12 protein-coding genes and 4 pseudogenes are annotated in these 16,880 nt (G+C 68.3%); 10 read left to right on the top strand and 6 right to left on the bottom strand.

Annotation, left to right across the window (positions count from 1 at the left end; genetic code table 11):
• Positions 1-125 precede the first annotated feature (125 nt).
• Positions 126-2,598 (top strand): annotated as a pseudogene (locus tag ABFB10_RS24080) (hybrid sensor histidine kinase/response regulator); the annotation flags it as partial.
• 159 nt (positions 2,599-2,757) lie between these two features.
• On the opposite strand, the gene yaaA reads toward ABFB10_RS24080, so the two are convergent.
• The 3 genes and pseudogenes from yaaA to ABFB10_RS10115 all read right to left on the bottom strand — a co-directional run bounded on the left by yaaA (position 2,758) and on the right by ABFB10_RS10115 (position 6,136).
• Positions 2,758-3,528 (bottom strand): peroxide stress protein YaaA, encoded by a 771-nt coding sequence (gene yaaA, locus ABFB10_RS10105; protein WP_347167990.1) that lies wholly within the window; start codon positions 3,526-3,528, stop codon positions 2,758-2,760.
• Between the two features lie 101 nt (positions 3,529-3,629).
• A pseudogene (gene recQ / locus ABFB10_RS10110) lies at positions 3,630-5,682 on the bottom strand (DNA helicase RecQ).
• Positions 5,683-5,842: 160 nt separating this feature from the next.
• Positions 5,843-6,136, bottom strand: coding sequence for a YggT family protein (locus tag ABFB10_RS10115; protein WP_347166428.1), 294 nt, complete (start codon positions 6,134-6,136; stop codon positions 5,843-5,845).
• A gap of 131 nt (positions 6,137-6,267) precedes the next feature.
• Between ABFB10_RS10115 and ABFB10_RS10120 the strand changes: the two genes are divergently transcribed.
• The 6 genes and pseudogenes from ABFB10_RS10120 to arfB all read left to right on the top strand — a co-directional run bounded on the left by ABFB10_RS10120 (position 6,268) and on the right by arfB (position 11,751).
• Complete coding sequence (locus ABFB10_RS10120) at positions 6,268-6,804, top strand: acyl-CoA thioesterase (protein ID WP_347166429.1); 537 nt, start codon at positions 6,268-6,270, stop codon at positions 6,802-6,804.
• Positions 6,805-6,891: 87 nt separating this feature from the next.
• Positions 6,892-8,259 carry an MFS transporter gene (locus tag ABFB10_RS10125; protein ID WP_347166430.1) on the top strand — a complete coding sequence of 456 codons (1,368 nt, stop codon included), beginning with the start codon at positions 6,892-6,894 and terminating at the stop codon, positions 8,257-8,259.
• Entirely contained in the window at positions 8,256-9,179 is a 924-nt protein-coding gene (mepA, locus tag ABFB10_RS10130; RefSeq protein WP_347166431.1) for a penicillin-insensitive murein endopeptidase, read from the top strand. Before ABFB10_RS10125 ends, mepA begins: the two co-directional genes overlap by 4 nt.
• A gap of 7 nt (positions 9,180-9,186) precedes the next feature.
• A complete protein-coding gene (locus ABFB10_RS10135) occupies positions 9,187-10,083 on the top strand; it encodes an esterase-like activity of phytase family protein (RefSeq protein WP_347166432.1) in 897 nt (298 codons plus the stop codon).
• Between the two features lie 346 nt (positions 10,084-10,429).
• Positions 10,430-11,070: pseudogene (locus ABFB10_RS10140) on the top strand (queuosine precursor transporter).
• Between the two features lie 261 nt (positions 11,071-11,331).
• Positions 11,332-11,751, top strand: a complete 420-nt coding sequence (arfB, locus tag ABFB10_RS10145) for an alternative ribosome rescue aminoacyl-tRNA hydrolase ArfB (protein ID WP_347166433.1) — start codon at positions 11,332-11,334, stop codon at positions 11,749-11,751.
• A gap of 129 nt (positions 11,752-11,880) precedes the next feature.
• Here the strand turns inward: arfB and ABFB10_RS10150 are convergent.
• The 3 genes and pseudogenes from ABFB10_RS10150 to ABFB10_RS10160 all read right to left on the bottom strand — a co-directional run bounded on the left by ABFB10_RS10150 (position 11,881) and on the right by ABFB10_RS10160 (position 15,110).
• Positions 11,881-13,083 (bottom strand): annotated as a pseudogene (locus ABFB10_RS10150) (aminopeptidase P family protein).
• 201 nt (positions 13,084-13,284) lie between these two features.
• The gene (locus ABFB10_RS10155) at positions 13,285-13,602 is read right to left on the bottom strand and encodes a hypothetical protein (RefSeq protein WP_347166434.1); all 318 of its coding nucleotides are present in this window, start codon (positions 13,600-13,602) and stop codon (positions 13,285-13,287) included.
• A 35-nt stretch (positions 13,603-13,637) separates the two neighbouring features.
• Entirely contained in the window at positions 13,638-15,110 is a 1,473-nt protein-coding gene (locus ABFB10_RS10160; protein WP_347166435.1) for an NAD-dependent succinate-semialdehyde dehydrogenase, read from the bottom strand.
• A 78-nt stretch (positions 15,111-15,188) separates the two neighbouring features.
• On the opposite strand from ABFB10_RS10160, the gene ABFB10_RS10165 reads away from it, so the two are divergent.
• The 3 genes from ABFB10_RS10165 to ABFB10_RS10175 all read left to right on the top strand — a co-directional run bounded on the left by ABFB10_RS10165 (position 15,189) and on the right by ABFB10_RS10175 (position 16,874).
• The gene (locus ABFB10_RS10165; RefSeq protein WP_347166436.1) at positions 15,189-15,986 is read left to right on the top strand and encodes an alpha/beta hydrolase; all 798 of its coding nucleotides are present in this window, start codon (positions 15,189-15,191) and stop codon (positions 15,984-15,986) included.
• 198 nt (positions 15,987-16,184) lie between these two features.
• Positions 16,185-16,517 carry a hypothetical protein gene (locus ABFB10_RS10170; RefSeq protein WP_206562942.1) on the top strand — a complete coding sequence of 111 codons (333 nt, stop codon included), beginning with the start codon at positions 16,185-16,187 and terminating at the stop codon, positions 16,515-16,517.
• A gap of 87 nt (positions 16,518-16,604) precedes the next feature.
• Positions 16,605-16,874, top strand: a complete 270-nt coding sequence (locus ABFB10_RS10175) for a hypothetical protein (protein ID WP_206562943.1) — start codon at positions 16,605-16,607, stop codon at positions 16,872-16,874.
• Positions 16,875-16,880: the final 6 nt, after the last annotated feature.

Raw genomic sequence — 16,880 nt, forward strand, 5'->3', positions numbered from 1 at the left:
CTCGGGGCTTGCGGGGGCAAGGTATACCCGACCGACAGGCTTTCGCGGCGGGTTTGGTCCGGGGTTAAGCGGTTCTTCAGAGAGTTTCGTCACAAGGGAAGGGCGAGTGCCTCGGAGGGTGACGGATGAACCTTGCCGATCGGCTGGCGGAAGAGCGGCGCGCTCGGCTGGCGGCGGAACGATTGCTGGACCTGAAACAGAAGGAGCTGTTCGAGGCGAACAAGCGTCTTGGCAAGCACGCGCTTCAGCTGAGCCATGAAATCCGCGAAACGCGCAGCGAGGTGGCGACCGTCCGCGACGAGAACCAGCGCGTGAAGAAAGAGCTTGGGCAGGCCACGCAGCACCTGGAAATCGTGACCGACCAGCTGTGGTCCGCGATGGAGACGATCCGCGACGGTTTTGCCATGTTCGACGAGGCCGGGCGGCTGGAACTGGCCAATCCCGCCTATCTGGCCACCTTCGACGGCATCGAAGCGGTGCGCCCCGGCGTGCACTACGCGCAGATCCTTGAAATCATGGTCGAAGAGGGGCTTGTGGACCTTCAGGGCGAGGATCCGCAGGGTTGGCAGCTGCGGATGCTGTCGCGTTGGGCGCAGGACCCGATCCCGACAGAGACGCTGCGCCTGTGGAACGGGCGGTTCGTCAAGCTGCGCGACCGGCGGCGCCCGGACGGCGGCATCGTCAAGCTGAGCGTCGACATCACCGAGCTGATGCGCATGTGGTCCGCGGTCGAGGAACTGCCCGACGGCTTTGTCATCTACGATTCCGAAGACCGGCTGATGATGTGCAACGCGCCCTACCGCGACTGCTACCGGGCCAGCGCCCCGGCCATCGTGCCCGGCGCCACCTTCGAGGAGATCCTGCGCTACGGTCTTGAGCGCGGCCAGTACGCCGAGGCGGTGGGCCGCGAGGAGGCCTGGCTCGAAGAGCGCATGACGCGCCACCGTCAGGGCGGGCAGGAACACGAGCAGCTGCTGGACGATGGCCGCTGGCTGCGCATCTACGAGCGCGAGACACGGGACGGCGAGCCGCGTCGGCCTGCGCATCGATATCACCCAGATCAAGCAGGACCAGCAGCGCCTGAAAGAGGCGACGATCCGGGCCGAAGCGGCCAACCGCGCCAAATCCGCCTTCCTTGCCAATATGAGCCACGAGATCCGGACCCCGATGAACGGCGTGATCGGCATGGCGGACCTGATGGCGGACACCGCGCTGAACGAGGAACAGGCGCTCTATCTCGACACGATCCGCAACTCGGGCGAGGCGCTGCTGGTCATCATCAACGACATCCTCGACTACTCCAAGATCGAGGCGGACCGGCTGATCCTTCATCCCGAACCCTTCGACCTTGAACGCGCCATCCACGAGGTCGTGACCCTCTTGCAGCCGACCGCGCGCGACAAGGACGTGGCGCTGCTGCTGGATTACGACATGTTCCTGCCGACGCGCTTCATCGGCGATGTTGGCCGCATCCGGCAGATCCTGACGAACCTCGTCGGCAATGCGGTGAAATTCACAGTGCGGGGCCATGTCCGTGTGGGGGTCGTCGGCGTCGAGGACAGCACGGGCCGGACCGCCATTCACCTGACCGTCGAGGACACCGGCATCGGCATTTCGCCCGACAAGGTCGATCACGTCTTCGGCGAGTTCAACCAGGTCGAGGACGAACGCGACCGCACCTTCGAGGGCACCGGGCTTGGCCTTGCCATCACCCGGCGGCTGATCGAGCGGATGGGCGGCGAAATCTGGGTCGAGTCCGAGCCGGGGCGCGGCAGTTGCTTCGGCGTCCGTCTGGTGCTGCCCGCTGAAGAGCCCGCCTATGCTCCGGGGGCCAGCCTGCCCGCGCATCTGAAGCGGGTGCTGGTCGTGGACGACAACGGGCTGAGTCGGTCGATCCTGTCGAGGCAACTGGCGATTCTCGGGCTGGAGGTGACCTTCTGCCAGACCGGGGCAGAGGCGCTGGATCTGCTGGAGTTGCGCCCCGACCTGATCATCGCGGAACAGAATCTGCCGGACATGGGCGGCCCCGAGCTTCTGGATCGGGTCCGGCGCGGCGGGCGCGACATCGCCGCGATCCTGCTGTGTGACCGGGCCGGGGATGCGCCGGGGGGCGACGAGGAAGGCGGGGCGCCGGTGATCCTGCAAAAGCCCGTGGCGCGGCGCAGGCTCTTCGCGGCGCTCGAAGGGGTTCAGGCGCCGCTGGACATGGAGCCTGCGCCGGTGCCTGCGGCGGGCCTGCTGGACGTGCTTGTGGCCGAGGACAACAAGACCAACCAGCTGGTCTTCAGGAAGATGGCTGCGGGCTTCGACATCGCGCTGCGCTTTGCCAACAACGGGCTGGAGGCGGTCGAGGCCTTTCGCGAACGGCGCCCGGATATCGTCTTCATGGATATTTCCATGCCGCGCATGGACGGCAAGCAGGCCACGCGCGAGATCCGGCGGCTGGAGGGCGACGGCGCGCCGGTTCCGATCATCGCCGTCACCGCGCATGCCATGGCGGGCGACCGCGAGGCCGTGCTGGAGGCCGGGCTGACCGACTACCTGTCAAAGCCGCTGCGCAAGGCCGCGCTTGCGGAAAAACTGGAACGCTACGCCAGCCGCGACGGCGGGGACGGGGGCGGCAAGCGTCCTGACCGGTGCCGGAAGAGCGGGCCGGGGATCGGGACCGCGCCGTCGCTGGCCTTCGCCGGACCGCCTGTCGCGCCATGCCCCCCGCGACGCGGGCGGGGGATCCGTCCTGGCGGAGAAGGCGGCGCGTCAGCTTTCGGCGGGGCGCAGGAAATGCGGGGCGTCGGGCTGCGACAGCTCGGGGCAGTGGCGATAGCCGCCCGCGTCGAAGCCCGTCAAAGCCTCTGCATCGGTCAGGCGGTTCTGGACGATGAAGCGGGCCATGGCACCCCTTGCCCGCTTGGCGAAGAAGCTGACGACCTTCGGCCCGCCGGGCTTGTCTTCCAGGAAGACCGGCGTGATCACGCGCAGGTTCAGCGCCTTCAGATCGACCGCGCCGAAATACTCCTGGCTGGCGCAGTTCACCAGAACGTCGGTGCCCACCGCCTCGGCCTGGGCGCGCAGGGCCTTGGCGGGCGCGTCCCGCCAGTAGTCGTAAAGCGATCCGCCCCGCCGTGTCTTCAGCCGCGTGCCCATTTCCAGACGGTAGGGCTGGATGCCGTCTGCGGGCCGCAACACGCCGTAGAGGCCGGAGAGGATGCGCAGGTGCTCCTGCGCCCAGTCCCGTTCCTCGGCATCCAGCGACCCGGCTTCGAGGCCCATGTAGGTATCCCCGGCAAAGGCCAGCATCGCGGGACGCAGCGCCGCGTCCTGCGGCTCGTCGGAAAAGCTGCGGAAGCGGTCCCGGTTCAGCCGGGCCAGGTCGTCCGACAGATCCATCAGCGCCTTGAGATCGCGCAGGGACAGGTTGCGCGCCGTCCGGGCCAGCCGCTGTGCGTCTTCCTCGAAGACCGGGCGCGTCATCGCGATGTCGCGGTCCTGCCAGTCCAGCCGCTTGGCCGGAGAAATCACCACCAGCATACCCGTCTCCTGTCCAGTTCGCGCCCCGGGTTACGGGTTTCGCCGCAGGAGGTCCAGCCGCTGCCGCGGGATGGCGGAGTTTTCGATGCAGGCGGGCACCGTCAGGCGTTGCGCAGCACGTCCAGGAAGGCGGCGCCAAAGCGTTCCGCCCGCCGTTCCCCCAGCAGGCGGGTGAGGCCCGCGTCGCTGTCGGGTTTCTGTTCCGCCAGTTTGGCCAGCAGCGAGGCCGAACAGGACAGCGGTTTCTCTGTCCCGTCGGCGCCGCGCAGCAGGTCGGCCTGTGCCTCGAGCAGGGCGTCGTACAGCGCGCCGGTGCCCTGCGCGGCCTGTTTGCGGCGCAGCGGGTGCAGGTCCGGTGCGCCCGCGCCGGTCAGGACCGCCGAGGAAGTCGGCGCCGTAGCGGTCCAGCTTCTTCGCGCCGACCCCGGTGATCCGCGCCATCTGGTCCAGTGTCTCGGGCCGCTTTTCGGCCATCTCGATCAGGGTGCGGTCGGGGAAGATCACGTAGGGCGGCACCTGCGCCTCGCGCGCCAGCGCGGTGCGCTTGGCCTTGAGGGCAGAGAACAGCGGCGCATCCTCTTCGCTGACCAGCGCCCGGGCGGCGGGGCGGCGGTCCTGCGCCTTCAGCACGTCGCGGCGCAGGCGGATCGTCTCTTCGCCGCGCAGGATCGGCAGGGCGCGGTCGGTCATGACCAGCGCACCGTGGCGCTCGGCGTCGGGGCGCATCAGGTCCAGCCCCATCATCTGCCGGAACACCGCATGCCACTGGCCCTTGGACAGGTCGCGCCCGACGCCGAAGGTCGGCAGGCCATCGTGGCCGCGCTGGCGGATCTTGTCGGTATCGGCGCCCATCAGGATGTCGATCAGGTGCCCGGCGCCAAAGCTCTCGCCGGTGCGCAGCGCGGCGGAGAGCGCCTTGCGCACCGCTTCGGTGCCGTCGAACAGCTCTGGCGGGGTCTCGCAGAGGTCGCAGTTGCCGCAGGGCTGCGCCGCTTCGCCGAAGTAGGCCAGCAGCGCCTGACGGCGGCAGCCCTGAGCCTCGGCCAGACCCAGAAGGGCGTTCAGCCGCCCGTGGTCGGCGGCGCGGCGGTCGGGCGGGGCATTGCCCTCGTCGATCTGGGCGCGGCGCAGGCGGATGTCGTCGGGGCCGTAGAGCGTCAGCGTCTCGGCGGGGGCGCCGTCGCGCCCGGCGCGCCCGATCTCCTGGTAATAGGCCTCGATGGACTTGGGCAGGTCGGCGTGGGCGACCCAGCGGATGTCGGGCTTGTCGACGCCCATGCCGAAGGCGACGGTGGCGCAGACGATCAGCCCGTCCTCGCGGGCAAAGCGGTCCTCGACGTGGCGGCGGTCGTCGGCCTCCATCCCGCCGTGGTAGTGGCAGGCCGGGTGACCGTCGTCGCGCAGCGCCTTGGCGATGGCCTCTGTCTTGGCGCGGGTGCCGCAGTAGACGATGCCGGACTGGCTGCGCCGGGCGGCGGCATAGGACAGGATCTGCGCGCGCGGGCCGTTCTTGGGCTGGAAGGCCAGCGTGATGTTGGGCCGGTCGAAGCCCCGCAGGAAGGTGCGCGGCGCCTGCCCGTCGAAGAGCCGCGTGACGATCTCCTGCTGCGTTTCCACATCGGCGGTGGCGGTGAAGGCGGCGAGCGGCACGTCCAGCATGCGCCGCAGCTCGCCGATGCGCAGGTAGTCGGGGCGGAAGTCGTGGCCCCACTGGCTGACGCAATGCGCCTCGTCCACGGCAATCATCGAGACGCCCGCCTCGGCCAGCATCCGCTGCGTGCCGGCATTGGCCAGCCGTTCCGGCGCGAGGTAGAGCAGCTTCAGCGAGCCGTCGTGCAGGGCGTCCCAGACCGCGTCGGTCTCTTCCGGCGTGTTGCCGGAGGTCAGCGCCCCCGCGACCACGCCCGCCTCGCGCAGCCCGCGCACCTGGTCGCGCATCAGGGCGATCAGCGGAGAGATCACCACCGTCACGCCCGAACGCATCAGCGCGGGCAGTTGAAAGCACAGGGATTTGCCGCCGCCCGTGGGCATGATGGCCAGCACGTTCTCGCCGCCGGCCACGGTTTCGACGATCTCGCCCTGACCGGGGCGAAAGCTGTCGAAGCCGAAGATGTCCTTCAGAAACGCCTCTGCGGGCGGCTGATCCTTTGGCATGGGCCTGTCTATATCTTGTCTCTGCTCAGCATCGACAATCCCACATTGAGATTCGGTGAATCAACCCCCGAGATGGGCGGGCCGGAGCCGCCTGCGCAGAGTTTTCGACGAAAACTCTGCGCAGGGCGAAGTCTTCGTCGAAGACTTCGGGGCGCGCCGGTCAGTAGCCGAAGAACAGACCGGCATTGTTCTGCAGGACGATGCGGATCGCCAGAAGGCCCAGCAGCGCGATCAGCGGCGCCAGGTCCAGCCCGCCCATCTGCGGCAGGATCTGGCGGATCTTCGAATAGATCGGTTCCAGCAGGCGGTTCAGCCCGTCCCAGATCTGCGCGACAAGCGGCTGGCGCAGGTTCAGGACCCGGAAGTTGATCAGCCAGCTCATGATGACATGGGCGATGATGATGAACCACACCACGTCGAGGATCAGCATGATGATCTGGAAAAGGGACTGCATCGCGGGCCTTTCGTCATGAACCGGGTCGGCGCAGACCTAAGCATGGTGGGGGAAAAGGGCAAGTGTGCCGCAGGGTTGCGGTTGACGCGGGCGCCGCAGCGCGGCAGCGAGGGCACAAAGGAGACCCCCGCATGTATCCCTTCTTCCGCCTCCTCAAGGACGCCCGCCGTGCCGAGGGCATGCCCCGGCTTGGCCTCTTCGACACCCATGTCTCGCACCACCGGTGCCTGCCCCGGGATCTCGACCCGTGGAACGAGCTCAACAACGGGCGCACGCTGACGATCTACGATCTCGGGCGCATTCCCTTCGCGATGCGGACCGGGCTGATCGACGTGCTGAAAGAAGAGGGCTGGGGGCTGACGGTGGCGGGATCGGTGGTGCGCTACCGCCGCCGGGTGCGGATGTTCGACCGCATCGAGATCCGCTCGCGCTTTCTGGGCTGGGACCGGCGCTTCAGCTACATCGACCAGAGCATGTGGCGCCCGGACGGCGACTGCTCCAGCCAGGCGGTCTTCCGCACGGCCTGCACGGATCGCAACGGGATCGTCGCGCCCGAGCGGGTGATGCAGGCGATGCGCCACGCCGAACCCTCGCCGCCGCTGCCGGACTGGGTGCAGGGCTGGATCGCCGCCGAGGATCAGCGGCCCCGGCCCCCGGCGCGGGGCTGAGACGAAGGCGGGCGGCAGCACCGGGCCCATCGCACTGGACAGCCCCCGCCCCGGATGTTCTATCGCGCCAGGCAGACGGGGGCAGGCATGGGCACTTCACCAAGAAAACGCATCTGGGGCTGGATGTTCTTCGACTGGGCGCAGCAGCCCTATGCGACGCTGGGCCTGACCTTCATCTTCGCGCCCTATTTCGCGGCGGTCGCCACCGACATGCTGATCGCGCAGGGCAGTGCCGTCGACGATGCCAAGGTCGAGGCGCAGACGCTCTGGTCCTCGGCGCAGACCGTGGCCGGGCTGATCATCGCCTTCTCGGCCCCCTTCCTGGGCGCCTGGGCCGATGCCTCGGGGCGCAAGCGGCCATGGATCCTTGTCTTCACCGCGCTTGCCGTCGCCTGCGCGGCATCGCTGTGGATGCTGATGCCCGACGGCTCGAACCTGATGCTGGCTCTTGCGCTGTTCTGGCTGGGCTTCGTCTGTTCCGAGGTCGCCTTCAACCTCAACAATGCCTTCCTGCCGGAACTGGGCACCCCCGAAGAGGTCGGTCGCATTTCCGGCGGGGCCACGGCCTTCGGCTATTGGGGCGGTGTCGTCGCGCTGTTCCTGATGCTACTGTTCTTCGCCGAGAACGAAAGCGGCAAGACGCTGATCGCGCTGGCCCCCGCCTTTGGCCTCGACCCCGAGACACGCGAGGGCACGCGTTTTGTCGGGCCCTTCATCGCGCTGTGGTTCGCCGTCTTCCTGATCCCCTTCATCCTCTGGACCCGCGAGAACCCGGCGCTGGACCGCGCGCGCCCAAAGTTCGGCGCGGTTCTGGGCGGGCTCTGGGCCAGCATCCGCCGCGTGTCCGTGCAGCCCTCGACCCGCGCCTTCCTGCTGTCCTCGCTGTTCTACCGCGACGCGCTGACGGCGCTTTACGCCTATGGCGGCATCTACGCCCGGCAGGTGCTGGACTGGGAGACCATCCAGATCGGCGTCTTCGGCATCATCGCCGCCGTGGCCGCGGCGGTGATCTCGTGGATCGGCGGCATCGCCGACCACAAGCTGGGGCCGAAGCCGGTGATCGCCTTCTGTATCTGGGCCATGATCGGCGTCGGCGCGATCATCGTCGGCATGTCGCGCGAGCAGATCTTCGGCATCCCGCTGGCCGAGGGATCGACCCTGCCCGATACCCTCTTCTACATCTGCGGCGCGGCCATCGGCGGCGCGGGCGGGGCGCTTTACTCGGCCTCGCGCAGCATGATGGTGCGCCACACCGACCCGCATAATCCGGCCGAGGCATTCGGCCTTTTCGCCTTTGCCGGCAAGGCCACCGCCTTCCTTGCGCCCGCGCTGATCACCGCCTTCGGGATTCTCACGAATTCGAACCAGCTGGCCTTTCTGCCGGTGATCCTGCTTTTCCTCGTGGGGTTGTTTCTGCTACGCTACGTCCATCCAGACGGAGCACGAGCAGCATGATCCGCACCCTGATTTCCCTTTCGCTGGCCGCGACGCTTTTGTCGTGCGGCCCCGCCCCGCGCGACATTTCCGGCGCCGTGATGCATACGCCGACCCGCGTGATGGACCCGGTCCTGTCCTCAAAAGAGGCCAAGCAGCTGTTCGGCGCCAAGGCCGGGCCCTCGCCGCAGGCACCCGCCCCGCATGGCTCCTACGCCAAGGGCTGCGTCGCCGGGGGCGTGCAGCTGGCCGAAACCGGCCCGACCTGGCAGGCGATGCGCCTGTCGCGCAACCGCAACTGGGGCCACCCCGAGCTGGTCGATTACGTGCAGGACCTCAGCCGCAAGGCCGCGCAGCAACCCGGCTGGAACGGGCTTTACATCGGCGACATGAGCCAGCCGCGCGGCGGACCGATGCTGACGGGCCACGCCAGCCACCAGATCGGGCTGGACGTGGACATCTGGATGCTGCCCGCCGACACTCTGACGCTCTCGGCCCGCGAGCGCGAGAACATCTCGTCGATCTCCACCCGCCGGTCCTCGGGGGCCTATACCAACAACAACTGGACCCGCGCGCACCACGAGATCCTCAAGGCCGCCGCCTCGGACCCGCGCGTGGCGCGGATCTTCGTCTTCCCCGGTGCCAAGGTGCAGATGTGCAACGACGAAAAGGGCGACCGCGCCTGGCTGCGGAAGATCCGGCCCCGGTACGGGCACCACTACCATTTCCACGTGCGCCTGAACTGCCCCGGGGGCGCCGGGGGCTGTGTCGATCAGGCCGCGCCGCCCGCCGGGGACGGCTGCGCCGACGCGCAGGCCTGGGTGAACAATATCCTCAACCCGCCGCCGCCCGACCCCAACGCCAAGCCCGCGCCGCCCAGGCGCGAATTGACCATGGGCGACCTGCCGAACGCCTGCGCCGCGGTTCTGGCCGCGAACTGAGCGCCCCGTGTTTCCGCGTTTCACACGCCGTCTTGCGGCGCTCTTCGTCTCGTGCCTCTGGCTGACGGCCTCGGCGGCGCAGATCACCCCGGCGGAATACCTCGGCAGCTATACCTGGAGCGCGAAGACGCCGGGCTTCGGCGGTTTCTCGGGCCTCGAGGTTTCCGACGGGGGCAGGGGCTTCACCGCCATCTCGGACCGCGGCGCCCTGGTGACGGGGCGGTTCCGGCGCGAGGGGGGCCTGATTGCCGGCGTCGACGGCGCGGCGCTGACCCCGCTGGGCAATGCCTCGGGCGGCGCGCTGTCCGTCTATTTTTCCGATGCCGAGGGGCTGGCAATAGACGGGCAGGGCCGGATCTTCATCTCCTTCGAGGGCGCCCACCGCGTCTGGGCCTACCCCAGCCTGTCCCGGGCCGACCCGCTGCCCGTTGCCCCGGCCTTCAGGGAGATCCCCAACCCGAACGGCGGGCTGGAGGCTCTGGCCGTGGACGCAGAGGGGCGGCTCTACACCATGCCCGAGCGCTCGGGACAGCTGACGCGGCCCTTCCCCGTTTACCGCCTGGAGGGCGACACATGGGAGCAGCCCTTCTCCATCCCGCGCTCGGACGGGTTTCTGGTCGTCGGGGCGGATTTCGACGATGCCGGTCGGCTCTACGTGCTGGAACGCGGCTTCTCCGGCTTCGGCTTTCGCAGCCGGGTGCGGCGGTTCACGCTCGAAGGCGACCGGATCGCGCGGGACGATACGCTGCTGAGCACACATACGCTGCGCCACGACAACCTCGAAGGCCTCTCGGTCTGGCGCGACGCGGCGGGAGATATCCGGCTGACGATGATCTCGGACGACAACTTCCAGCCCATCCAGCGCACCGAATTCGTGGAATACCGCGTCCGGGAAGGCCTCTGAAGCGAAACCGTCCAAGGCCCGCGCGTGCAATCGGGAAACCGTGCCGCGCAAGGCTCCGAGGCCCCGTCTTCTTCTGTCCGGAAATATCCCGGGGGGCTCCGCAGGAGCGGGGGCAGAGCCCCCTCCGGCCCCCGACACACAGACCGGCGCCATCGTGGCGCACGACGCCTGCGCGCCAAGTGTCCCGACGACGGACCTGCCCCCACGCCTGTCCGTCGCCCGCCATGCCATGCGCGCGCCGGGCGCAAGCGGCAGGACCCTTGCCACAAGGGCGCGGCCCCGGTATAGCCCGCCCGTCCGCAGCGGCGGGCCAAGTCCCCGCAACCTTGCAAAAACGGGTCCAATCATGACGCGCAAGCATATTCCCGGCATCCTTGCCATGGCCGCCATCGTGCTGGCCTCGAACATCCTCGTCCAGTTCCTCTTCGGCAACTGGCTGACCTGGGGGCCTTCACCTATCCCCTCGCCTTCCTCGTCACCGACCTGATGAACCGGCTTTACGGCGCCGCGGCGGCGCGCCGCGTGGTCGTCGCGGGCTTTGTCGTGGGGGTCGTCTGCTCGCTGATCGGCACGCAGATCGTGCTGCAGGGCGACGGCTATACCTTCCCCGCCGTGACGCTGCGGGTGGCGCTGGCCTCGGGCCTGGCCTTCCTGACCGCGCAGATGGTCGACGTGGCGATCTTCGACCGCCTGCGCGGGGGCAAGTGGTGGCGCGCGCCGCTGGCCTCGACGCTGGTCGGCTCCTCGCTCGACACCGCGATCTTCTTCACCGTCGCCTTTTCCGGCGCGCTGACCGTCCTCGAGCCCGGCAATGACGTGTCCTGGGCGGGCGAGGCCCTGCCGCTTCTGGGCCTGGGCCCGGTGGCGCCGCTCTGGGTTTCGCTGGGCCTCGCGGACTGGCTGGTGAAGCTGTCCCTGGCACTGATCGCGCTGGTGCCTTTCAAACTGATCGTTTCGAAGGCAACGGAGACCCGAAACTTCGCATAGTCGGTAAAAAAGGCTTTGTGGATGCAGGATTGCGTGCAACGCTGGTCTTGCGTTTTCAACAGCTGAAAGGAGGTGATCCAGTGTCGAGAGAAGCATTGGAGAAGGGTGTCGGAACAGTGCGGGAGGACGCGCTCTAGGGGCAGACCCCTGGGGTGACAATCCCCGGATTGGCAGCGCCTAACCGGCCCGCCTCCGAATTCTCGAAGGGCCGTCCCACGGGGCGGCCCTTTTCAATGCACCACAGCGGCCCATCTTTCGCACATGCTCCGGATCAACGAACGCATCACCATCGAGGACTGGGAACTGACCGAGCAATTCGTGCGCGCGTCCGGTCCCGGCGGTCAGAACGTCAACAAGGTCTCGACCGCGGTCGAACTGCGGTTCGAGGCAGAGCGGTCGCCGAACCTGCCGGCCCCGGTCAAGGCGCGGCTGCGCCGGATCGCGGGGCGGCGCTGGACCAAGGAGGGCGCGCTGGTGTTGCAGGTGGAGGACACCCGCAGCCAGGCCCGCAACCGCGAGATCGCGCGCGACCGGCTGGCAGAGCTGATCCGCAAGGCCCTGGAAACGCCGAAGCGGCGGATCGCCACCAGGCCGACGCTGGGATCGAAGAAGCGCCGCCTGAAGGCCAAGAAGGAGCGCGGCGAGGTCAAGGCCCTGCGCGGGCGGGTGGAGCCGGATTGATCCGGCGGGCAGCGGGGGCTCTGCCCCCCGGCCTGCGGCCTCCCCCGGGATATTTCGGGACAGAAGAAGGGGCAGGGCGCGGTGTCGTGCCTCGGTGGGGCGGCCCGGGGAAACGGGCCGCCCGGCGGGTCAGCCGACGACGTTGGTGTCCGGGCCGTAGGGGTAGCCGGTGATGTTCTCGGCGCCCTCTTCGGTGATGAAGAGGATATCGTGCTCGCGGTAGCCCCCGGCGCCGGGCTGGCCCTCGGGGATGGTCAGCATCGGTTCCATGCTGATGACCATGCCGGGCTTTAGCACCGTGTCGATGTCCTCGCGCAGTTCCAGCTCGGCCTCGCGGCTCGTAGTAATGCGAGAGCAGGCCGAAGCTGTGGCCGTAGCCGAAGGTGCGGTATTGCAGCAGGTCGCGTTCGGCGAGGAAGGCGTTGATCCTGCCCGTCACCTCGGAGCAGGTGGCGCCCGGTTTCAGCAGCGACATGCCGTATTCATGGGCGGCGACATTGGCCTGCCAGATCTTCAGGCTGGCCGCGTCGACCTCTTGCACGAAGAGCGTGCGTTCGAGCGCTGTGTAATAGCCCGAGATCATCGGGAAGGCGTTCAGGGACAGGATGTCCCCGCGCCGGAGCTTGCGGGATGTGACCGGGTTGTGGGCGCCGTCGGTGTTGATGCCGGACTGGAACCAGACCCATGTGTCGCGGTACTCGGCCTCGGGGAAGCGTTTGGCGATTTCCAGTTCCATCGCGTCGCGGCCCGCCATGGCGACGTCGATCTCGCGCGTGCCTTCGCGGATGGCCTCGCGGATGGCATAGCCGCCCACGTCCGCCACGGCGGCCCCGGCGCGGATCAGGTCAAGCTCTGCGGGGATTTCATCATGCGCTGGCGCATGGTGGCGGGGGCGATGTCGAGGCTCAGGGCGGGGCGCAGGAACTCCTCGAGCAGGGACATCTGCACCAGCGTCAGGTGATCGCCCTCGTAGCCCACCACCTTGCCGGTGCCGGCGACCGTTTCCACCGCGCGCCAGAAGTTGTTCCGCGCCCAGTCGGTATAGGTGATATTGTCGCCGTGGCTGCGCCGCCAGGGCTGCGCGGCGTCGATGCCCGCGCTGATGGTGACGCTGTCGGTCGCCGTGACGACCAGCCCGTAGGGCCGCCCGAAGGACAGATAGAGAAAGCCCGAGTAGTAGGCGATATTGTGCATCGAGGTCAGCACGCAGGCCTCGACGCCCGTCTCGGCCATGATGGCCCGCAGGCCCTTCAGGCGCGCGTCGTATTCGGCGGGCGCAAAGGGCAGGGATTTTTCGCCCTGATGAAAGCGGTAGTGCTGGGGACGTTCCATGAAACCCTCCTTGTCGCGGAGGGAAGGACCTTCCCCGCCGCGTCGGCAAAGCAAGGTCCCGGCGTGCAGGACGGACAGGGCCATGCTGGGGGCGACGCCATCGCCCGGCCCATGGGGCAAGCGTTGGCGCAAGGCTGTCTGTCTGGCAAGGGGAAAGTTGGGGCGCCGAGGGGACGCGCCTGCCCCGGCCCGGGCCGGAGGCTAGGCGCCGCGTCCCAGCCAGAGCTTGTACTTCAGCCGCACGCCGTCCTGCGCGGCCCTGCGCAGCTTGGCCCGGAACAGACGGTAGGCGCGCTGGGGGTCGCGGTGATCCTCCCAGTTCTCGCCCTCGCAATCCGCGCCGATCATCTCCCACGAAACATCGCGCACCGGTTCGTGGAAGGTCGGGGCGCAGGCCTCCATCAGGCGCACGCCCTCGTGGAACTTCAGCGCATAGCGCGCCAGAGCGTCGGCCTGATCGGAATACAGCCAGCGCGCGCCGGACCCGGTATGGGCCTCGGCGCGCAACCGGGCAAGCATGGACGGCCCGTCGGCGGCCGCCGGGTCGCGGCTCGTCATACCGTCATGCAGATGTATTTCATCTCGAGGTAATCCTCGATGCCGTGGTGGCTGCCCTCGCGGCCAAGACCCGACTGCTTGACGCCGCCGAAGGGCGCCAGCTCGGTCGAGATCAGGCCGGTGTTGACGCCCACGATCCCGTATTCCAGCGCCTCGGCGACCTTGTACACGCGGCTGAGGTCACGCGCGTAGAAGTAGGAGGCAAGGCCGAAGATCGTGTCGTTGGCCAGTGCGATCACCTCGTCCTCGTCCCTGAAGCGGAACAGCGGCGCCAGCGGGCCAAAGGTCTCTTCGGTCGAGAAGGCCATGTCCTTCGTCGCGCCGGTGACCACGGTCGGGCCGAAGAAGGTGCCGTCGCGGTCCTGCGTTTCCGAGCCGTAGACCACCGTGGCGCCCTTGGACCCGGCGTCGGCGATATGCTCCTGCACCTTGTCGATGGCCTTCTGGTTGATCAGCGGGCCAAGGTCCGTGCCCTCTTCCAGGCCGTCGCCGACCTTCAGCTTGCCGACCGCCGCGACCAGCTTTTCGGCGAAGGCGTCATAGACGCCGTCCTGCACGTAGATCCGGTTGGCGCAGACGCAGGTCTGGCCGTTGTTGCGGAACTTGCAGACGATGGCGCCCTCGACCGCCGCATCCAGATCGGCGTCGTCGAAGACGATGAAGGGCGCGTTGCCGCCCAGCTCCATCGAGCATTTCATGACCTGATCGGCGGCCTGCCTCAGCAGGATGCGCCCGACCTCGGTCGAGCCGGTGAAGGTCAGCTTGCGCACCTTGGGGTTCTCGCAGAATTCCTTGCCGACCTCGGAGGACGAGGAGGAGGGCACCACGTTGAACACGCCCGCCGGGATGCCCGCGCGTTCCGCCAGCACGCCAAGGGCGATGGCGGACAGCGGCGTTTCGGCGGCGGGGCGGGCGACGAAGGCGCAGCCGGCGGCCAGCGCGGGAGCGGCCTTGCGGGTGATCATCGCGTTGGGGAAGTTCCACGGCGTGATCGAGGCGGCGACGCCGATGGGCTGCTTAATCACGGTGATGCGCTTGTCGCGGGCATGGCCGGGGATGGTCTCGCCGTAGATGCGCTTGGCCTCTTCGGCGAAGAACTCGACGAAAGAGGCGCCATAGGCCACCTCTCCCTTCGCCTCGGCCAGCGGCTTGCCCTGTTCGGCGGTCATGATGGTGCCAAGGTCGTCCTGGTTCTCCATCATCAGGTCGAACCACCGGCGCAGCACGGCGGCGCGTTCCTTGCCGGTCCATTGCGCCCAGTCCTTCTGCGCGGCATGGGCGGCATCGATGGCCGTCGCCACCTCTTCGCGGCTGAGGTCCGTCACCTTGGCGATGACGTCGCCGCGCGCCGGGTTGGTCACCTCGAAGGTCTTGGCGGTCTCGACCCATGCGCCGTCGATATAGGCGCGGGTTTCCAGCAGGGCCGGGTCCTTCAGCAGGGATTTCAGGTTGGTCGCATGGTCGAGCATCTTGCCCTCCTTGTCCAAGTCTTGGCATCAGCCTGAGCATCTGTTTCGATCGTTGTCGAGAGCCGGAGCCAGGAAACCATGCCAAACCCCAATGACGATGCCTATGCCAATGCGGCGCATATCCCCGATGCCGCCAGCTTTCCACCCCGCTGGGAGGCGGAGGCCGAGGCCTATCGCGCCCGTCTTTCGGTCGCCCGGCGGCTGAGGCCGGGGTTGATGTACGGTCATGGAACGCGCGAGATGATGGACCTGTTCCTGCCCGAGGGCGTGCCGCAGGGCCTCGTCGTCTTTGTCCATGGCGGCTACTGGCACAAGTTCGACCGCTCGATCTGGTCGCATTTCGCCGAGGGCGCGCGGGCGCGGGGCTGGGCGGTGGTGATGCCGTCCTATGACCTCTGCCCCCGGGTGCGCATCCGCGACATCACCCGGCAGGTGGCGCAGGCCGTCACCGTCGCCGCGCAGGAAGTGAGCGGCCCCATCCGCCTGACCGGGCATTCCGCGGGCGGGCACCTCGTGGCGCGGATGCTGGCGCCCGGCATGCTGCCCGAGGCGGTGGCCGGGCGGGTGGCGCATGTGATGCCGATCTCTCCGCTCAGCGACCTGCGGCCCTTGCTGGACCTGACGATGAACGCGGTGCTGGGTCTGGACCGGGCCGAGGCCATGGCGGAAAGCCCGATTGCCATGGCGCCGCCAAAGGTGCCGGTGACGGTGCAGGTGGGCGGCGACGAAAGGCCCGTCTTCCTCGACCACGCGCGCTGGCTGGAAAAGGCGTGGGGCTGCGGCAACGTGGTGGTCCCGGGCAAGCATCATTTCGACGTCATCGACGCGCTGAAGGACCCGGGCAGCGCCATGGTGACGACGCTGCTGGACCGATAAGGCCAAGGGGCCGGGTATCGAGACGGGGACGTGGCCGCCGGGGCGCCGGGAAACGGGGCACCGCTGCCGGGTCTGCGCTTGGAGGGGCAGCCGTCGCAGACTTGATCCGCTGCGCGCATGGCCCCGGATGCGCGGTGTCCGGACGGTGGCGGCGTGATCGCCTTGATCCGGTGGGCGCATTGCCCCAGATCTTGCGGCATGATCCTGTCGCTTGCCCTGCCCGCCGTCCTGCTGATCGCCGCCGCGATCCTCGTGCCGCGCGGGCTGGAGCCTCTGGTGCCCGAAAGCCCCGGCGGGCTGGTGGCGCTGGCCGGGCTCTCGGCGCTGCTGCTCTGGGCGGTCTCGGGCCTTGGCTTCGCGTTGCTCTACCACCTGCGCGGGGCCACTTTCGCGCTGCTGACGGGCGACAACGCGGCCCCGGCCTTTCGCCACTTTGCCGCGCTGGGGCTGAAGGCCGCGCTGATCTGGGCGCCGGTCCTCGTGCTGGCGGTCAGCACCGCGCCGGGCCGCTGGAAGACCGCAACTTGGTGACAGGCCCGGCCAAACTGCTCCGCCCCGGGCCATTCGTCGTTGATTTTCAGCGCCAGCCGTATCACCTGAACCAAAGGAGAGACGGCAATGTTCGCGCTTGCGCGGTTTCTGATCATGGGGTTCGTCGTGCTGACGGTGGTCTACGGGTCGCTGTGGCTGTACCTTCGGGCACGCAGGCGCGACCTGCTGCAGGACGACTGGGCCGCCGAGGCGGACGAGCCGCGCGACCGGGAGGACTATGTCCGCGAGGAACTGGCAGAGCATGACAAACGCCGCACGAGGACCCTGTTGCTGCTTGTTTACCTGCTGCCCTTGTGTCTTGTGGCCCTGATCGTCTACCGCACCAACTTCGAATGAAAGGCC

The sequence above is a fragment of the Ponticoccus litoralis genome (assembly GCF_039769985.1).
GTDB lineage: Bacteria > Pseudomonadota > Alphaproteobacteria > Rhodobacterales > Rhodobacteraceae > Ponticoccus > Ponticoccus litoralis.